Genomic DNA, 19,234 nt, shown 5'->3' with positions numbered 1-19,234 from the left:
CTTTATTCCTTCGTTTTTAAATAACGTTTTAAAAATGTTTGAGTACGTGCTTCTTGAGGATGTTCAAAGATTTGTTCTGGTGTTCCTTCTTCCGCAATCACACCTTGATCCATAAAAATAACACGTGATGATACGTCTTTCGCAAATTCCATTTCATGAGTGACAACAATCATTGTCAAACCTTCATCAGCGAGTTCTTTCATAATATTCAAAACATCACCAACCATTTCTGGGTCTAATGCACTTGTTGGTTCATCAAAAAGCAAAACTTCAGGACTCATACATAACGCTCTTGCGATAGCAACCCTTTGTTTTTGCCCACCTGATAATTGTACACTGCTTTTATTTGCAAAAGCACTCATACCCACTTTTTCTAAATATTTGAAAGCCATTTGTTTCGCTTCTTCTTTATTTCTTTTTAAAACCTTGATTTGTCCAATCATACAGTTTTCTAATACTGTTAAATTGTTGAATAGATTAAATCCCTGAAACACCATACCAACTTTAGAACGATATTGATTCACATTGAAGTGACGATCTAAAATATCTTGTCCATGATATAAAATATGTCCATCATCTAATCGTTCTAATAAGTTAATACAACGTAATAATGTTGATTTTCCACTTCCACTTGAACCAATAATTGTCACAACTTCACCTTTATGTATATCAAAATTGATATCATGCAAAACTTCTAATTGTTTAAATCTTTTCTTTAAATGTTGTACTTGAATAATTGCATCCATAATATCTCCTAACTGCAAAAGTCCTTGCTTTGTTTTTTAGAATTTAATCTTTTTTCGATATAATTTAAAATAAAGGTGCTGATCGTTGTTAAAAATAAATAAATAATTGCAGCAACCAAGAAACATTCAATGTATTTCATATTTGATCCTGCCACAGATGTTGTCTGAAAATATAATTCGGTTACAGAAATAACATTCAACATAGAACTGTCTTTAATATTGACAATCAATTGGTTCCCAATTGATGGAAATGTATTTTTAATAGCTTGTGGAAAAATCACTGAAATAAGTGTCTGGCTTGTTGTCATCCCTAAACTTTTCGCAGCTTCACTCTGACCCGCATCAACAGATTGAATACCTGCACGAATGATTTCAGCCATATATGCCCCTGTATTAATAGAGATAATAAACAATCCAGCAACTAAAGGAGTCCAGTTGAAAGCAGGTTTTAATAAATAATATAAGAACATAGCCTGCACCATCATAGGAGTTCCTCTAAATACCCAAATATAGAAACTAGTAATCCACTTCCCTAAACGTTTAAATAAACGACTGACTGATGAATCATAATCATTGATCTCAATAGCTCTTATACCACCTACAACTAATCCTATAAGAAAACCACAAACCGTTCCTACAACAGCATATAATAAAGTAATTTGAATACCATAACTGAATAGAGAAATATTTTCAACAAATATTTCCCACGCTTTTGCAAAATCAATACTCATAAATTATTCTCCTGCTGGCTGTCTATTAACAGCTTCAGTCATCAGTTGTTTTCTTTCATCTGTTGTAATTTTATCTAAAGATGCCTGTACCTGTTTAAAGAATTCACTATCTCTTGTTCCTTCTTTTAAACCAATAGATACTGTTGTATCACATTCAAAACCTTTTCCTTCATCAAATTGGACAATTGTTAAATCTTTGTTCGCTGCAACAACACCTTCAGCAACAGCCATTTCTGCAGTAATCCCATCAACATCTCCTTGTTGTAATGCAACTACCATTTCAGGATAAGTTGCTTTAGGAGTCATATGATGAACTCCTTTGATTTGATCAATAACATCATCATAGTTTGTTCCTTTTTGTCCAATAACATTTTTACCACTAAATTGTTGGATATCTGTAAACTTTGCTTCTTCACCATCTTTACGTACAATCATAATCATACCTTCGCTATCATAATATGGTGTTGTAAAATCAATACCCTCTTCTCTTGTTTCATTAGCTGTCATTCCAGCAATAATAGCATCAATTTCTCCAGATTCTAAAGCGACTGTCAAACCATCCCATGAAATTTTCTTAATCACGAGTTCTTTTCCTAAATCATCTGCAATTCTTTTTGCAATCTGAACATCATATCCATCAGCATATCCAGCATTACCTAATGATACTGTTGTATCACTTTCTTGACTTGTCTGCCAGTTAAAAGGTGGATAAGCGCATTCCATTCCAACAATGAATTTATCCTTATTCGCTGATCCCTGTTCACCGCCACATCCAAATAAAGCAGTTGCCATAGCCATCGCCATTAAAACTTTTCCTAATTTTTTCATATAAACCCTCTCTTTCTACATATAAAATAAAAGTCGTGCTATTAACACGACTTTGTAATGACCATATTAATAGCGCCTCTTCATCAAAATGAAGGAGTGTTATGAGTATTTCCCATAACCCCAAGATAGAGATTTGCCAATATCTATCTTTCGGCAATGATTACCTTTCCCATCCTTCTCTGCTTGCCAACTCCAGATGGTACTCTGATACATTGCTGCCTCTAATTCTTTTATTTTACGTTCACTATGCTATACTCTTTTAGATGTCTTGTCAACTTTTTTCATATTTTTTTATAAAAAAATATCAATAAATATATTTTTTAGGATATAGACATTTGTTTATCTTCAATAATCTTTTTTAATGCCTGCAAACGTTCAATACTCTCTTTTGTAAAAATATCCTCAGGATCAGCTGATCCTTCATTAGCCAACATCACTAATGAAATCCAAATTAACACATTATAAATATTAACTTTTTGATTAACTTTTTGATTTTCAATTCTTTCTCGAGAAATCCATTCAATTTCTTTCATATGATTTTCCACAAAATCATCTAACTCATTAATATAAGTATATCCCATATAATGGAATCTCTGCACCAGACGTGATTGAGAAATCAAATCCGCATCTCTTTCAAACTGAAATTGAAATTCTGTGTGCAACTTTTCTAAAAGAGCATTAATACGTGGAGATGTATTCACATATTGCGCTAAAGAATTCGCATTGATATCTGTCTTTAAAACTTTTTCGATATGCACAATTCCTTTATTATATTCATCAACAGCTTTCGCTATCTGAACAAATTCTTCGTCTAATAACTCCAGTGAAGCTGACAATCTCGTTAAACGACGGCGAATATCTTTAGGAATCTCATATTGTGACTTATATCCCAAACCATGTTCAATTTCTGCCCATGAATGTTGCAAAGTTGTACGAATCTGCAATTCAAAGACTAAATCTTTGTATGCTGAATATTCAATAAGTTGACATCTTTCATCATTAAACTTAATCAATAAATGCAATGAATTATATCCAAAATCAATACGGTCTTCATAACTTTTCTTACGTTTATCATTATATTCTACAATATCAAAGTTATCTTTAATACATTCATAAATACGATCAACATCATTTTCAAACAAAGTAATAATACGACAAGCCACAACATCTGTAATCTCATTAATATCATTATATTTATTTTTATAAGTGATTTTTTTCATTAAAGCTTCTTCACTTTTAATACGAATAGCCATATTCGAAATACGAAAATGATGTGTATCAATAATACTTGTTAAAATATCCTCAATATCATGTTTTAATGCACGATAGATTTCCTGATTATCATGATATTGTTTAATAATCCTCTTTGCAGAGTTATGCATAAATCTCACCTCATATCTTGATTATACGCATCTTATATGAAATATTCATGAACAAATAAAAAAAGGATTTCTCATCCTTTTTACGAAGTCACATAATACACTCTTTACCTTTTCGATGAACATAAATGATTCCAATAATTCCAGCCACAACAAAAACAATTGAAACCAGCTGTGCCATACGAATAGGTCCAAACATCAAACTATCAGTACGTAATCCTTCTACGGGAAAACGTACCAATCCATAAAAGAGAAAATAACTAAAGAACTGAACACCTTGATGTTTTTGAAACCTTCTTATGATAAAAACAATCACGAAAAAAGCAAGAAGATTTCCTAAAGATTCGTATAAAAATGTAGGATGGTGATAAGCTCCATTAACATACATGTTATCAATGATGAATTGAGGTAAATGTAGTGACTGTAAGAATTCTAAACTTACGGTTCCACCAAAGGCTTCATGGTTAAAGAAGTTTCCCCATCTCCCACATGCCTGAGCTATCAAGACACCAGGCATTATGGCATCTCCTGCTAACAAATAAGGAATATCATGCTTTTTAAAGAAATAATAACTGTAAATCAATCCAGCCAAAAGGCCTCCCTGAATAGCTAGCCCACCATGCCAAATAGCAAAAATTTCTAATGGTTGAGAAGCATACATGTCATCAAAGGTAAAAATAACATACCAGATTCTGGCACCAATGATTCCGATAAACAATACTGAAAAGAAATAATCTGATAAAATTTCCTTAGAATATCCTAATTGTTTAAAACGATATTGTCCTAAAAAGTAGGCTATACATGCCCCTGTGAGAATACATACAGCATACCATTGAATATGAATAGGTCCAATGGTTACAAAAGTTGAAAAATCTTCAAAAAATGTCATGATGATTTCCTTTTGATATTATCAAGAATACGATTAACAAATTCTTTGCTTGAATCAAATCCTGAATCTTTAAGTTGCATATTCATCACAGCGGCTTCAATGATAGCTGACATACTACGCCCACCTGTTACAGGAACAACAATTTTTGGAATCTGAATACCTAAGATATCTTCTAGAACATCATCTTCTTCCATTCCTATTCGTGTATACTCACGTGAAGGTAACCATCTTTCTAACTGAATAATTAAATCAACATGATCTTTAGGCAAAACAGAGGCAACACCAAACATCTTTGAAACATCGATAACACCAATTCCACGAATCTCTAAAAGATTACGCAAAACCTCTGGCGCTCGTCCAACAATGCCCTGACCAATATGATAGAGTTCTATCGCATCATCTGCAATCAGAAAATGTCCACGTTTGATTAACTCTAACGCAATTTCTGACTTTCCAATTCCACTATCTCCTCTAATCACAACGCCTTTTCCATAGATATTCAAAAAAACACCATGCATCAGAGTTTCAGCAGCTAGAGCTTCATCCAATGTTCCTGTTAAATCAATTGATACACGTCCTGTTGCCTGCGTTGTTTCAAAGATTGGAAAATTTCTTTTCATCGCAATATTTTTCAAGATTTCAGGACACTTGTATCCTTTCGCAATAATAATACATGGTGTCTCATCATTAGCCAATTTAGAAAAACAAGCTAATTGAGATTCCTTGCTCATTTCTTTAACGAAAGAGATCTCTTTTTCACCAAATAAAATAATTCTTCGAAAATCTGTATGTTTAAAAAAACCTGCCAATTCAAAACCAGGACGATTCATTTCTGGCACAAAAACTTCTCTTTCCAGCGAAGCTTCATCCCCTGATACCTGCTGAAATAATGATGGTTTTAATAAATCTTTAAGTTTGACTGACTTTCCCATGAAGTTCCTCCTACTCTAACACCATTTTCAAGAAACGGCCTGTATGACTCTTTTGACAGGCTGCGACTTTTTCTGGCGTTCCTGATACTACAATTGTACCACCATTGTCGCCACCTTCCAATCCTAAATCAATAATATGATCAGCCACTTTAATAACATCCAAATTATGTTCAATGACAATGACTGTATCTCCCTGATCCACAATACGATTAAGGACTTCTATTAGACGTGCCACATCATGACTATGTAACCCTGTTGTCGGCTCATCTAAAATATAAACTGTTTTTCCAGTTGCTTTCTTTTGCAATTCACTTGCCAATTTGACACGTTGTGCTTCACCACCAGATAAAGTTGTGGCACTTTGTCCAAGTTTCACATATCCAAGTCCTACATCATAGATTGTCTGTAACTTAGAACGAATACGTGGTAAATTATCAAAGAACGTTAATGAATCTTCAATTGTCATTTCTAAGACATCATAAATATTCTTATCTTTATAAGTCACCTGTAAAGTTTCTTCATTGTAACGTTTTCCCTGACATTCTTCACATGGCACATAAACATCTGGTAAAAAGTGCATACTAATACGTTTAACACCATCACCCTGACAAGCTTCACAACGTCCACCTTTGACATTAAATGAGAAACGTCCTTTATCATAACCTCGCATCTTGGCTTCAGGTGTTTTCGCAAAAAGTTCACGAATATCATCAAAAACGCCTGTATATGTCACAGGATTAGAACGTGGTGTACGTCCTATTGGATCTTGTGAAACTTCGATAACCTTATCAACATTTTCCAATCCAAGAATTTCTTTATGCTTTCCTGGTTTTTCTTTTGAATGATACAGCTTTGTACGCATCGCTTTGCATAGAATTTCGTTGACCAAAGTTGATTTTCCACTACCTGAAACACCAGTCACACAAATAAATTTCCCTAATGGGAATTTCACATTAATATTTTTAAGGTTATTTTCCTTAGCCCCTTTGACTTCAATAAACAAACCATTTCCTTTACGACGTTTTTGAGGCACTGGTATTTTGTATTCACCTGATAAGTATTTTCCTGTAATAGAATTAGGATTCTTCATGACTTCTTCTGGTGTCCCTGCCGCGACAACCTGACCACCATGAACACCAGCTCCTGGACCAATATCAATAATATAATCAGATGCACGCATAGTATCTTCATCATGTTCTACAACAATCACGCTATTACCCAAATCACGCATATTACACAATGTCTTAATCAGTTTTTCATTATCTCTTTGATGTAATCCAATAGATGGTTCATCTAAAACATATAAGACTCCTGTCAAACGTGAACCAATCTGCGTTGCCAAACGAATACGCTGTGCTTCTCCACCAGATAAACCTCCTGCACGTCTTGACAATGTCAAATAACCTAAACCAACATCATTTAAGAAAGTCAGACGATCTTGAATTTCTTTAATAATCAATCTGGCAATATTAGCTTCCGTTTCACTCAATTTCAAATTCTTTACAAAATCCAATGCCTTTTCAATAGACATATCTGTAAATTCACTGATGTTTAATCCACCAACCTGAACACTTAAAACCTGTTCATTGAGTCTTTTTCCCTGACATGTTGGACATGTATGTTCCGCCATAAAAGACGCATACCATTCTTTTGACCATGAAGATGTTGTTTCTTCATAACGTCTTTGAATTAATGTTTTGACACCCTCAATCGGTTTTGTTGTTTTTGAAACATTTCCAGAACTTGACTTGATTGTATATGTAATAGGTTTATCTGAACCATATAATATAATATTTAATTCTTTCTTAGAAAAATCTTTTAATGGCTTATCTAAATCAATATGATATTCACGGCATAAAATCAAAAATCTCTGCCATTCAATACGATCTGTCCCTACAGATGTCTTGAAATAACGAATACCACCCTGATTAATACTTAACGACCAGTCAGGGATCAATAAATCATCATCCACTTCATTTTTGACGCCAATCCCTTTACAATCAGGACAGGCTCCTAAAGGATTATTAAAAGAAAATAATCGTGGTTCTAACTTAGGAACACTGAATCCACAATATGGACAAGCCAAATGTTGTGAAAACAATTTTTCTGTCTTTTCATTTAAGTTTTCAACAATAACTTCTCCACCTGTTAATTTCAATCCTGTTTCTAAAGAGTCAGCTAAACGTGAGCGATATCCTTCTTTTTTAATAATTCTATCTACAACGACATCAATACTATGTTTTTTATTTTTTTCTAAAACAATCTCTTCTTCTAAAAGACGCATTTCTCCATCAACTTTCACACGAACAAATCCATCTTTTAATAATTGTTCAAATAAATCCTTATGTGTCCCTTTTTGATTTTTACACATTCTTGCAAGAACCTGCAACTTTGTGCCATCTTCATATTGGTCAATTGTATCAACCATCTGTTTGATTGTTTGAGATTCAATCTTGACATGGTGATGAGGACAATAAGCATGCCCTACTCTGGCATAGAGCAAACGTAAATAATCAAAAATTTCTGTTACTGTTCCAACTGTTGAACGAGGATTATTTGAAGTTGTTTTCTGATCAATCGAAATGGCTGGTGATAAGCCTTCAATACTGTCCACATCAGGCTTTTCTACACCACCTAAAAACTGTCTGGCATAAGCACTCAATGATTCCACATAACGTCTTTGCCCTTCTGCATAAATTGTATCAAAAGCTAAAGAGGTTTTTCCACTACCAGATAACCCTGTCATAATGACAAGCTTATCACGAGGAATTTCAACATCTATATTCTTTAAATTATTAACCCTTGCTCCTTTAACAATGATTTTATCTTTGTTCATACTTCCTCAAACTCCTTAATATTTTTTCCTTGCTGCAGCCTTGCAGCTGTAAATCATAGGCTTCATCCAAAATCTGCTGAAACAGATGATGTGATGTTAATCCCATTTTGATTAAATCATCTCCACGCACAAGTGGAGATGGTGCCTGAGTTCCTAAACGTTTTTGTTTATCCTTAATAAACACCCAGAATTCATCATACTGTTCCTGGACAACTTTTCCTCTACCTAACTTATCACAACAGCTCATATAAATCAAATCATTCATTGAAACTTTCCCATCAATCTTTTTCAAAAGTCTTAAATAAGATAAATCTTTAGCGTGATGACGAGACATATTCATCAAATGCATATGATACATAATCATTGTTGAAATATATTGTCTTTCTTTTTTGGCTGTTATCAGTTGAACATTCTGAAAAACCTGAACACCTGCCTCATTATGCTTAGGGGCATGTCCTTCTGGGGTTGTCACAAGTGGTTTTCCAATATCATGAAGCAGACAAGCCCACATAAACCACAGTGGATAATCTGTCTTCTTTTTGACATTGGCAGCCACATCAATGACTAACATTGTATGAGTAAAGACGTCTCCTTCAGGATGAAAATCCAAACGCTGTTGAGTTGAAGTTAAGGCCTGTAAGTAAGGAGGTAAAGCTCCAATATCCTTTAAAAACATAAAGCCAAGTGAAGGCTGTTGTGACATTAAAATCTGACAATATTCCTGATAAACTCTTTCTTTGGATAGATGATCAAGCATATGGTCTTGAACCATCTGTGTGCATAATGCCAAAGTTTTCTCTTCAACTTGAAACTGGAATTTCGCAACAAAACGTGCAACTCTTAAAACACGCAAAGGGTCCTCTATAAAACTCTTAGGATCAACACATCGAATGATCTGATCTTGAAGATCCTGTTGTCCATGACATAAGTCGATGATCTTATCTTGTTGATAATCATACATCAAGGCATTGATTGTTAAATCACGTCTTAAAATGGCCTTTTCAAGTGGCAAATTGGGATCAATCATCGTTTCAAAATCCTGATGACGATTTCCTGTTTTCTTTTCCTGACGTGGCAGGGCAAAATCATAATGAGGAAGTGTATCTAACTGCATAATCGCAAAAGATTTTCCAAATGTATTGACATGTCCATACTGTTTTAAAATATCAGAGAGTTCATCATAAGTCAGATGATAAATTTCTACATCCATATCATGATGTTCTAAATTTCCCATCAGTTCATCACGGACAGAACCACCAACAATATAAACTTTCCCACCATGGGCTAAAATATCATCAAATATCTTTTGAGCTAAAGCATCAATTCTCATGATTTTTCACCTTTTAATTCAATAATAATATCTCTTAATTCCATAGCTCTTTCAAAATCAAGGATTTTAGCAGCTTCCTTCATTTCTTTTTCTAAGTCCTCAATCAGTTTCTTCTTTGCTTTCATCGTTGCTTTTTTACCTTTTTGAAGTAACGATGTTGCTTCCTCAACAGTTTCTTTTCCTTGAATCAAATCATGAATTTCTTTATGAATTGTCTGAGGAATAATATGGTGTTCTTCATTATAGGCTTCCTGAATCTGACGACGTCGTGCCGTCTCATCAATGGCTCTTTGCATAGATTCCGTGATATGATCACCATACATGATAACTTTTCCATTGGCATTTCTGGCCGCACGCCCAATTGTCTGAACCAAAGAGCGTTCACTTCTTAAAAATCCTTCTTTATCCGCATCTAAAATACATACCAATGAGACTTCTGGTAAGTCTAGCCCTTCTCTTAAAAGGTTGATTCCGACAAGAACATCATATTTTCCTAATCTTAAATCTCTTAAAATTTCTGTTCTTTCTAATGTTTTGGTATCTGAGTGCAAATAAGCAACCTTCAATCCAACTTCTTTTAAATACGCCGTTAAATCTTCAGCCATACGTTTTGTCAGAGTTGTAATCAAAACCCTTTCTTTTTTCTCTATACGTTCATTAATTTCATCAATCAAATCATCAATCTGATTTTTGGTAGGACGAACTTCAATAATAGGATCCAACAAACCAGTTGGACGAATAATCTGTTCAGCAAATTCACCGTGTGTCTTCTCCAGTTCATAATCTCCTGGGGTTGCTGAAACATAAATGACCTGATTGATGATATCCTCAAATTCTTCAAACCTTAAAGGACGATTGTCTAAGGCACTTGGTAAACGAAAACCATATTCAACTAATGTTTCCTTACGACTGCGATCACCATTAAACATTCCTCTAACCTGTGGTAACATGACATGACTTTCATCCACAATCATTAAAAAATCATCAGGGAAATAATCAATCAGTGTATAAGGACGTTGTCCTGCTTTTCTTCCATCGATATGTCTTGAATAATTTTCAATACCTGGACACATTCCCACTTCTCTTAACATTTCAATATCATGTCTCGTACGCTGATCTAAACGTTCATATTCCAGAGGTTTCATTTCATCATGGAAATATTGTAAACGTTCTTTAAGCTCTTCTTCAATCGTATCACAGGCATGTAACATCTGTTCCTTTTTTGTGACATAGCCATAGGCCGGATAAATCGTATAAGTCTGATATCGTCCTAAAACTTTTCCTGTCAATGGATCAACTTCACTAATACTCTCCACTTCATCGCCAAAAAGATCAACACGAATCAGCCAGCTTTCCGTATGTCCTGGCACAATTTCAATGACATCTCCACGCACTCTAAAAGTTCCTTTGCTTTGTTCGATATCGTTACGCTGATATTGACGATCAACCAGATAAGTTAATAACTCTCTACGATCAATTTCCTGTCCGACACGCAAAGAAAAAATCATATCTTTATATTGTTCTGGATTTCCTAACCCATATATCGAAGCAACAGAAGCTACCACAATGGTATCTCTTCTTTCCAATAAAGAATTCATTGCGGCTGAACGCAACATTTCAATTTCATAGTTTGTCTGAGCATTTTTATCAATATAAGTATCACTTTTAGGAATATAAGCTTCTGGTTGATAAAAGTCGAAGTTAGAAACAAAGTATTCTACACGATTTTCTGGAAAAAATTCTTTTAATTCTGAATAAAGCTGTCCTGCCAATGTCTTATTATGTGCCAAAACAAGTGTTGGTTTATTGACTTGCGCAATAACATTAGAAACAGTAAATGTTTTTCCAGTTCCTGTTCCCCCTAACAAAACCTGTTCTTTTTTACCGGCGCGAATACCATCAACCAGCTGTTTAATAGCTGTTGGCTGATCGCCCATTGGTGAATATTTTGAAACCAGTTTAAATTTTTCCATTGTTTTTCACCCCACTTTATTGAATAAATTCAGTTATTTTTTGTATATAAGCATCTTCTTTTTCCTGATACAAATGATAAGTTAAGGCACTTAAAAGAATAAGACGATCATCTTTTGAATAGATGCCATCAACTGTTAATCCATAATCCTTTTCAAAAGTCTCTAATGCCTGAGTTGTCTGCTGAGAAAAATATCCATCCACACGGTCAATCTGATATCCCAATTCTTTCAACATCTCCTGCATATATTGAATATTATCATCAACCTGATCATATTGATAAGATTCTTTCATTTCCCCCATATGGAAATCTCCAATATCAGTATCCTCTATTGTGTAATCAGGTTCTAACCCTGTCCCATTGATCCATGTTCCATGGGGTGTTAACCACTTTTCATCAGTATATTTTAAAACAGATGAATTGGAAAGTGTCACCTGTGTTTGTGCTACTCCTTTTCCATAAGTCGTTTCTCCAACTAGCTGATAACCTAAATTATCTTTTAAAGATGCACTCAAAACTTCAGATGCACTGGCCGTCTGATTATCCACAAAAATATAACCATGTTCAAAAGTATATTTTTCCCTGTTTGTTGCCTTATATTCTTGTGTATTGCCATCTTTATCCTGCAGTGAGAAAAGAACTTGTCCTTGAGGTACAAATAAATCTAAAATCTGTTGGGCAGCATTTAGATATCCACCACCATTCCCTCTTAAATCAATAATAATATTTTGAATATTCTGTTCTTTCATTGTCTGTAAATGCTTTTCAATCACTTCATGAATATTTTCACCAAATGTCACAATACGTAAATAACCTACATTTTGTTGATTAATTTTTTGAATCGAAAAAGCCACAGAAGTATCTACACTTCCTCTTGTTGCTGTAATTTCCCGACTCTTTCCATCTCTTAAAATACGTAAAGTCACCTGACTCTGACTTTCTCCCTGAATCACTTCTTTTACCTTATCAGCTGTATAGCCAGCAACCGATGTTCCTTCTACATGTGTAATCACATCACCATTAAGCAATCCCGCTTTTTGTGCTGGTGTATCCTGATAAACATCTAAAACGATGGCACCATCTTCAACCATAGTAAAAGTCACTCCAATACCATCAAAAGCCCCATTAATCGTTGTAGCCAGTTCTTGAGATTCTTCAACTGATAAATAAGAAGAATAAGGATCACCTAGAGCTGCTACCATACCTCTTAACATACGCTGTTGAAGAGACTCCTGACTTTCGCTGGTATCAAGAAAATCACTTTCAATGATTTGCGCAATCTCATTATACACATTACTATCACTGCCCATATAACCCGGAAGCTGGAAACCACGGATGAAATATCCTCCTACACCACCAACAACAAGGCAAAATACACATAAAAGAATATAAGCAGGTCCTTTTTTTAATTTTCTTTTCTTTTTCTGTTCTTGTTCAAATTGAAAATCGTCCATAAACACACCTCGTTTTTTATTCTATCATAGATGACAATCATTTTTAACTCACAAGTCCATTTATTTGACATCAAATAAAGAAAAGCAATCCTAAGACTGCTTTTTTAAAAAATCTTGAATACATTGTTGAGTTTCATCACTAATAATATGTTCAATACGACATGCATCTTCCTCAGCCTGTTTTTCACTCACACCAATAGAAATGAGAAAAGCAGTCAAAATCTGATGACGATTATATACTTTTTCAGCAATACGACGTCCTTCATCTGTAAAGTCAATATATCCTTTATCATCTACAACAATTAAATGAGATTCCTTTAATAATTTAATTGCGCGAGAAACACTAGGTTTCGAAAAATCCATTGTATGTGCAATATCAATGGAACGAACATATTCATTTTTATTTTTCAAAATTAAAATTGTCTCTAAATACATTTCACCTGATTCGTGTAAGTCCATTTTTGTCACCTCATATCAATTAATATCATTATATCACATTTTATTAGCCTAATGCTACATCTAAAATCATCATTAATACAAAACCAATCGCAAAACCAATTGTGGCAATATTTGTATGATCACCCTGAGATCCTTCAGGAATCAATTCTTCCACCACAACATAAGCCATAGCTCCTGCCGCAAAAGATAACAGATATGGCAAAAGGGGAATCATAAACTGAGATAATAACAATGTCAGCAAGGCTCCGATAGGTTCAACAATTCCTGATAATGTTCCATACATAAAGGCTTTTGTCTTGGAAACACCTTCACTTTTGAGTGGCATTGAAATAATCGCCCCTTCAGGAAAATTTTGAATTGCAATTCCTAAAGACAAAGCGACTGCTCCAGCCAATGAAACATCCGTATTTCCCATCAATGCTCCAGCAAACACAACACCTACAGCCATTCCCTCAGGAAAGTTATGCATTGTGACTGCTAAAATTAACATTGTCGTACGCTGTAAATGTGATTTTCTTCCCTCAACTTGATGATCAAGATGCATATGAGGAATTGTACGATCTAAAAACAAAAGAAAGAAAATTCCTAATAAAAATCCAACTGCTGCTGGCATAAATGATAATTTCCCTAAATTTTCAGACATATCTATTGCAGGAATCAAAAGTGACCAGACTGAAGCCGCAATCATCACTCCTGATGCAAACCCCAGTAATATTTTCTGGACACGTCCATCCATTTTTTGACGCATAAAGAAAACACAGGCTGAACCTAACATTGTTCCTAAAAAAGGAATCAAAATTCCAATCCAAACAGATGTATTCATTTTATCACACCTCTTTTCTTTATGCCCTATCTTACTATATATCTTTCCATCTTTCAAAAAATATGATAAAAAAACTCATAAAACCACAAAAATGAATTTTAAAGCATAAAAAAAGCCGGGAATACAATGTATTCCCAGAGGCTCTTTTCTAAATTATTTAGTTAATTCAGCGAAATATTTAATAGTTCTAACCATGTTAGAAGTATAAGAATTTTCGTTGTCATACCAAGCAACAGTTTGAACTTCAGTAGTTCCGTTATCTAATGCTTTAACCATAGTTTGAGTTGCATCAAATAATGAACCATAAGTCATTCCGATAATATCTGAAGATACTAATTGTTCTTCAGTGTATCCAAATGATGGAGTTACAGCTGCTTTCATAGCTGCGTTAACTTGTTCTACAGTAACTTCACCTTCAACAACTGAAGTTAAGATAGTTGTAGATCCTGTAGGAACAGGTACACGTTGAGCAGAACCGATTAATTTTCCATTTAATTCAGGGATAACTAAACCGATAGCTTTAGCAGCTCCAGTTGAGTTAGGCACGATATTTACTGCAGCAGCACGTGCTCTTCTTAAGTCACCTTTTCTATGAGGTCCATCTAATACCATTTGGTCACCAGTATAAGCATGTACTGTTAACATGATACCAGATTTGATTGGTGCTAATTTGTTTAATGCATTAGCCATAGGTGCTAAACAGTTAGTTGTACAAGATGCAGCTGAAATGATTGTATCATCAGCAGATAATGTTCCTTCGTTTACTCCGAATACAACAGTTGGTAAATCATTTCCAGCTGGTGCAGAAATAACAACTTTTTTAGCTCCTGCATCAATATGAGCTTGAGATTTTGCTTTAGAAGTATAGAAACCTGTACATTCTAAGACTACATCTACTCCTAATTCTCCCCAAGGTAATTTAGAAGCATCTGCTTCTTTGTAGATTTCGATTTCTTTTCCATCTACTACGATTGAAGATTCTTTAGCTTCTACTGTATCAGCTAAAGCATATTTACCTTGAGCTGAATCATATTTTAATAAGTGTGCTAACATTTTAGGATCTGTTAAGTCGTTGATTGCAACAACTTCATATCCTTCAGCTCCAAACATTTGTCTAAATGCTAGACGTCCAATACGTCCAAAACCGTTAATTGCTACTTTTACTGCCATTTTTATGACATCCTCCTTACTAATAATTTATGTCTATATTATAGTCCACAAACTCAAATAAATCAATAAAAGTTAAGCCGTTTATATAAATTTTTTCACATGGAAGAGATTACATTTCTTATTTCTGGAATTCTTAACCATTTATTAACATAAATCAAAAATTTTTTTCAGTGAATATTTCTTTGAAATCTCTCTATAATGAATTATGGAGGTAACTTTATGCATTTTATACCCACTGTCATTTTAAAAAGAAATTCAAAAGAATATGCCTATGATATTTTTTCCAGACTGTTGGAAGATCGTATCATTATGCTATGTGGAGAGATCAATGATGAAATGGCCAGTTCCATAGTCAGTCAGCTATTATACTTAGAATCACTAGATGCACATGCTGATATTGATATGTACATCAACTCTCCTGGAGGCAGTGTTTCTGCTGGCCTTGCCATTTTTGATACCATGAATTTTGTCAAATGCGATGTTTCTACCATCAGCATTGGGCTTTCTGCCAGCATGGGCGCTTTTTTATTGGCTGCCGGTCAAAAAGGAAAACGATATGCACTGGAAAATAGTGAAATCATGATTCATCAGCCTTTAGGCGGGATACAGGGGCAAGCCAGTGACATTGAAATTTCGAGTCGTCATATTCTCAAACAAAAAGAAAAACTCAACCGTCTTTTATCCCATATGACAGATCAGCCCTTAAGAAAGATTAAGAAGGATACTGATCGTGATTATTTTATGAGTGCCTATGATGCTCTAAATTATGGTCTGATTGATGAAGTTTTAAAAAACAATCAAGGATGAATTGATGATCCTTGATTGTTTTTTTTCATATTCACTTCAAGATAGCCTTCTTTTATATCAAAATGCGAAATCGGTAAATCAATAGCGTATTTAATTTGATCCTGTCCCCATTGAACATGAGAATCTTTAATGAAAGATTTTAAAAAACTCATGATTGGAAATTGTAAAAATAAATATTCTACTTTTCCTTCAAGATGTTCAACAATCAAAGTACGATTCATATATTGAAGCTGAAACTGACATGATAAATCAACATGATATTGATTGTAATTGAGCACTGATGCCAGCACAATTTTATTTTGAACAATTTTTAAATGAAATTCTTCAACTGAAACATCATATTTTTTTAAAACAGGTAGTAAAACAAACTCTAGCGCTATCTGCACTTCTTCTTCTGTTAAAATCATTCTATCACCCATATATTATATGAATGATTTCATCAGATATGTTCGATTTCATAAACAGGATATTTTTCAAAAATATCAAAAGCTTCAAAATATTGATTTTCCATTGGAATCCATCGCCCCAAAAAATCATCTATCTTTTCAGGATTACGTTTCATTAAGCGTTCTTTTTGTAGTGATGGTGATATTTTTAAGACAATCACATCACTATAATACTCCTGTAAAGCAGGATGCAGAGCATAACTGCCTTCAATAATATTAAAAGGATGATAAGGTATGTCAATAGCCTTTTGAAGTGTCATTGTCTGACAATCAAAACGTTGATAGTGAACTGTTTGCTGAGAAACTAAAGGTTTTAAAACTGTTTCTAAAAAGCGTTCATAATGAACATTACCTCCAGGCTCAGACAATCTCTGAGGCGTACGTAATTCTGGTGGTAAAAAGAAGTCATCCATATGAAAAAGATGTCCACCCAGCTCTTGATGCAAAGTCGAAGCCAAGGTACTCTTACCACTTCCACACATGCCATCAATAGCCAAAAGAAATGAAGGCTTTTGACTCAGTTTTTCAATCCATTCATCACGTTCCATTTAACCATCTCCTTTTTGATTTTGACTTTTCACTAAAATAAATGTTGATAACAAGACCAGTAAACTCCCAATTATTTTATAAAGAGTTAAACTTTCTCCTAACCAGATGACACCAAATATCAGACTTGTGATAGGCTCTAAAGTTGATAAAATGGCCGTGAGAGAAGCACCTAGACAATAAATCCCCTTTTGTAGTAAAATAACACCAATCAAAGATGTCAACACAGCGACAATAGCTGATAACAGATAACCTCCAGCACTCATCACAGAAAGTCTTCCCATGATTGCTGCCAAAAGAAAAATAACAATACTATTCATCAAAACCAAATAAAAATTAAAAACATAAGGACTGATATAGCGGATAGAAGAATGATCCATACCTACCATATAATAGGCAAAAAAGACACCTGACAGCACTGCCAGAACAATTCCCGTTAATGATGAAGCAGATGCATCAATAAAAAACGTTATACCTACAATAGCTAAAATCAGACATAAAATCTGTTGACGATTTAATTTTTGTTGATATAACAAAAAATTCATCAAACAGACAAAAAGCGGATATAAAAAATGTAAAACTGTCGCACTGCCAACACCGATATATTCATAGGAAGAATATAACATCACAATCGTTAACGTATTCCCAAAGAAGCCAACTTTAAAAACATCTCTCATTTGTATACGTGTCAGTTTTAAAGACTTTCCCTGATAAAGAACAATAAACAGAAATAAAGGCAAAACAAATAGATGTCTTAAAAAAGCCAATTGAATTCCATTATTACCCATCGCATAAGTCAGTTTTCCAATAGCTGGCGTAATACCAAAAATAACAGTCGCAATAACTGTAAAGATCATCCCTCTTTGTTTAGTACTCATTAAAAATTTCCCTCAACTTCTGATGATCATGTGTATATTCTAAAGCCAACATTAATAAAACTCTCGCTTTTTGTGGTGTTAAAGTATTTCCTGGTATACAACAATGATGGGGATCAAAAATATCATCATCAAAAACAATACCCTGGGCAACACGAGAACATCTGACAAAGACAATACCTTGTTTTGTTAAATCTTCAATCGTTTGTAGCCATTCCTGACTATAATTACCACTCCCTGACCCCGTCAGAATAATACCCTGATGATTTTGAGCAAGTGCATAAAGAATTTCACAGCTGGCTCCCGCATAAAAATAAGCAATACCTACAGCTGGTAAATCATATAACGTCTGTTTGGAAAACAAAGAATTAATCGTATGGATTTTAAATGTTTTAGAAAAGAAATAGACTTCATGATCTTGCATATATCCTAAACAACCAAATGATTTCTGCTCAAAAGCATCAATTTTAAAATTATTAACCTTCTGAATATCTCGTCCAGAATAGATGGTACTTGAAAACAGACACATAACCCCTTGTCCAACAGCATCATCATGCGCAGCCAGACAGACTGCCTGATACAAATTATAAGGTCCATCAGCACTGGTTGCTGTGGCAGGACGCATAGCCCCCGTCATGACCACAGGTTTACTTGTATGTAATGTTAAATTTAAAAAATAAGCTGTTTCGTCTAAAGTATCTGTTCCATGGGTCACAACAACACCATCAATTTCATCATCCTGTAAAATCTGATTTATATAATTAGATAAAACCAGCCATCGCTGTGGTGACATTTCATTGCTGTCAATATTCATCAGCTGATATTCTCGAATATGAGCAATTTCCTGAAGCATTGGGATAGAACGAATAATGTCTTTGACATCAATCTCCCCAGCATGATAGGACACAGCTTTTCCAGTCTGTCCTGTTCCTGCTATCGTTCCTCCCGTTGCAACTATAGCTATCGTTTTCACAATTTTCACTCTCCTCAATCACACTAGAGACATTCTAT

General features: G+C 34.3%; 18 protein-coding genes and 1 riboswitch. Of the genes, 1 reads left to right on the top strand and 17 read right to left on the bottom strand.

Annotated features, from left to right (window positions below):
* Nucleotides 1-2: 2 nt before the first annotated feature.
* The 13 genes from ACZYT4_RS06290 to gap all read right to left on the bottom strand — a co-directional run bounded on the left by ACZYT4_RS06290 (nucleotide 3) and on the right by gap (nucleotide 15,549).
* Nucleotides 3-746, bottom strand: coding sequence for an amino acid ABC transporter ATP-binding protein (locus ACZYT4_RS06290; RefSeq protein WP_463783652.1), 744 nt, complete (start codon nucleotides 744-746; stop codon nucleotides 3-5).
* Between the two features lie 8 nt (nucleotides 747-754).
* Nucleotides 755-1,477 carry an amino acid ABC transporter permease gene (locus ACZYT4_RS06285; protein WP_463783650.1) on the bottom strand — a complete coding sequence of 241 codons (723 nt, stop codon included), beginning with the start codon at nucleotides 1,475-1,477 and terminating at the stop codon, nucleotides 755-757.
* A 3-nt stretch (nucleotides 1,478-1,480) separates the two neighbouring features.
* A complete protein-coding gene (locus tag ACZYT4_RS06280; RefSeq protein WP_463783649.1) occupies nucleotides 1,481-2,305 on the bottom strand; it encodes a transporter substrate-binding domain-containing protein in 825 nt (274 codons plus the stop codon).
* Between the two features lie 62 nt (nucleotides 2,306-2,367).
* Nucleotides 2,368-2,537, bottom strand: a riboswitch (Lysine riboswitch).
* An 88-nt stretch (nucleotides 2,538-2,625) separates the two neighbouring features.
* Nucleotides 2,626-3,687, bottom strand: a complete 1,062-nt coding sequence (locus ACZYT4_RS06275; RefSeq protein WP_463783647.1) for a GTP pyrophosphokinase — start codon at nucleotides 3,685-3,687, stop codon at nucleotides 2,626-2,628.
* An 88-nt stretch (nucleotides 3,688-3,775) separates the two neighbouring features.
* Nucleotides 3,776-4,573, bottom strand: coding sequence for a prolipoprotein diacylglyceryl transferase (gene lgt / locus ACZYT4_RS06270; RefSeq protein WP_463783645.1), 798 nt, complete (start codon nucleotides 4,571-4,573; stop codon nucleotides 3,776-3,778).
* Nucleotides 4,570-5,505 carry an HPr(Ser) kinase/phosphatase gene (gene hprK, locus ACZYT4_RS06265; RefSeq protein WP_463783643.1) on the bottom strand — a complete coding sequence of 312 codons (936 nt, stop codon included), beginning with the start codon at nucleotides 5,503-5,505 and terminating at the stop codon, nucleotides 4,570-4,572. Before hprK ends, lgt begins: the two co-directional genes overlap by 4 nt.
* 10 nt (nucleotides 5,506-5,515) lie before the next feature.
* Complete coding sequence (uvrA, locus tag ACZYT4_RS06260) at nucleotides 5,516-8,341, bottom strand: excinuclease ABC subunit UvrA (RefSeq protein WP_463783641.1); 2,826 nt, start codon at nucleotides 8,339-8,341, stop codon at nucleotides 5,516-5,518.
* Nucleotides 8,328-9,671 carry a CCA tRNA nucleotidyltransferase gene (locus ACZYT4_RS06255; protein WP_463783639.1) on the bottom strand — a complete coding sequence of 448 codons (1,344 nt, stop codon included), beginning with the start codon at nucleotides 9,669-9,671 and terminating at the stop codon, nucleotides 8,328-8,330. Before ACZYT4_RS06255 ends, uvrA begins: the two co-directional genes overlap by 14 nt.
* Nucleotides 9,668-11,644 carry an excinuclease ABC subunit UvrB gene (uvrB, locus tag ACZYT4_RS06250; RefSeq protein WP_463783636.1) on the bottom strand — a complete coding sequence of 659 codons (1,977 nt, stop codon included), beginning with the start codon at nucleotides 11,642-11,644 and terminating at the stop codon, nucleotides 9,668-9,670. Before uvrB ends, ACZYT4_RS06255 begins: the two co-directional genes overlap by 4 nt.
* Before the next feature lie 16 nt (nucleotides 11,645-11,660).
* A complete protein-coding gene (locus ACZYT4_RS06245) occupies nucleotides 11,661-13,097 on the bottom strand; it encodes a S41 family peptidase (RefSeq protein ID WP_463783632.1) in 1,437 nt (478 codons plus the stop codon).
* 90 nt (nucleotides 13,098-13,187) lie between these two features.
* Nucleotides 13,188-13,556 carry a metal-dependent transcriptional regulator gene (locus ACZYT4_RS06240; protein WP_463783630.1) on the bottom strand — a complete coding sequence of 123 codons (369 nt, stop codon included), beginning with the start codon at nucleotides 13,554-13,556 and terminating at the stop codon, nucleotides 13,188-13,190.
* 43 nt (nucleotides 13,557-13,599) lie between these two features.
* The gene (locus ACZYT4_RS06235) at nucleotides 13,600-14,379 is read right to left on the bottom strand and encodes a ZIP family metal transporter (protein ID WP_463783629.1); all 780 of its coding nucleotides are present in this window, start codon (nucleotides 14,377-14,379) and stop codon (nucleotides 13,600-13,602) included.
* A gap of 153 nt (nucleotides 14,380-14,532) precedes the next feature.
* Complete coding sequence (gap, locus tag ACZYT4_RS06230) at nucleotides 14,533-15,549, bottom strand: type I glyceraldehyde-3-phosphate dehydrogenase (RefSeq protein WP_463783627.1); 1,017 nt, start codon at nucleotides 15,547-15,549, stop codon at nucleotides 14,533-14,535.
* Between the two features lie 219 nt (nucleotides 15,550-15,768).
* Here gap and ACZYT4_RS06225 point away from each other — a divergent pair, with 219 nt between their 5' ends.
* Entirely contained in the window at nucleotides 15,769-16,356 is a 588-nt protein-coding gene (locus ACZYT4_RS06225) for an ATP-dependent Clp protease proteolytic subunit (RefSeq protein ID WP_463783624.1), read from the top strand.
* On the opposite strand, the gene ACZYT4_RS06220 is transcribed toward ACZYT4_RS06225, so the two are convergent.
* From ACZYT4_RS06220 to ACZYT4_RS06205, 4 genes are read right to left on the bottom strand one after another with little or no spacing between them, the layout of a single operon-like run.
* Nucleotides 16,347-16,763, bottom strand: a complete 417-nt coding sequence (locus ACZYT4_RS06220) for a hypothetical protein (RefSeq protein ID WP_463783623.1) — start codon at nucleotides 16,761-16,763, stop codon at nucleotides 16,347-16,349. The genes ACZYT4_RS06225 and ACZYT4_RS06220 overlap by 10 nt on opposite strands.
* A 32-nt stretch (nucleotides 16,764-16,795) precedes the next feature.
* A complete protein-coding gene (locus tag ACZYT4_RS06215) occupies nucleotides 16,796-17,350 on the bottom strand; it encodes a uridine kinase family protein (RefSeq protein ID WP_463783620.1) in 555 nt (184 codons plus the stop codon).
* A complete protein-coding gene (locus tag ACZYT4_RS06210) occupies nucleotides 17,351-18,226 on the bottom strand; it encodes a DMT family transporter (protein WP_463783618.1) in 876 nt (291 codons plus the stop codon).
* Nucleotides 18,216-19,196 (bottom strand): asparaginase, encoded by a 981-nt coding sequence (locus ACZYT4_RS06205; RefSeq protein WP_463783614.1) that lies wholly within the window; start codon nucleotides 19,194-19,196, stop codon nucleotides 18,216-18,218. The genes ACZYT4_RS06210 and ACZYT4_RS06205 overlap by 11 nt, the downstream gene beginning before the upstream one ends.
* Nucleotides 19,197-19,234 lie beyond the last annotated feature (38 nt).

The organism is Massilimicrobiota sp. mt181 (assembly GCF_055420065.1).
This window is presented reverse-complemented; position numbering and strand designations above follow the sequence as displayed.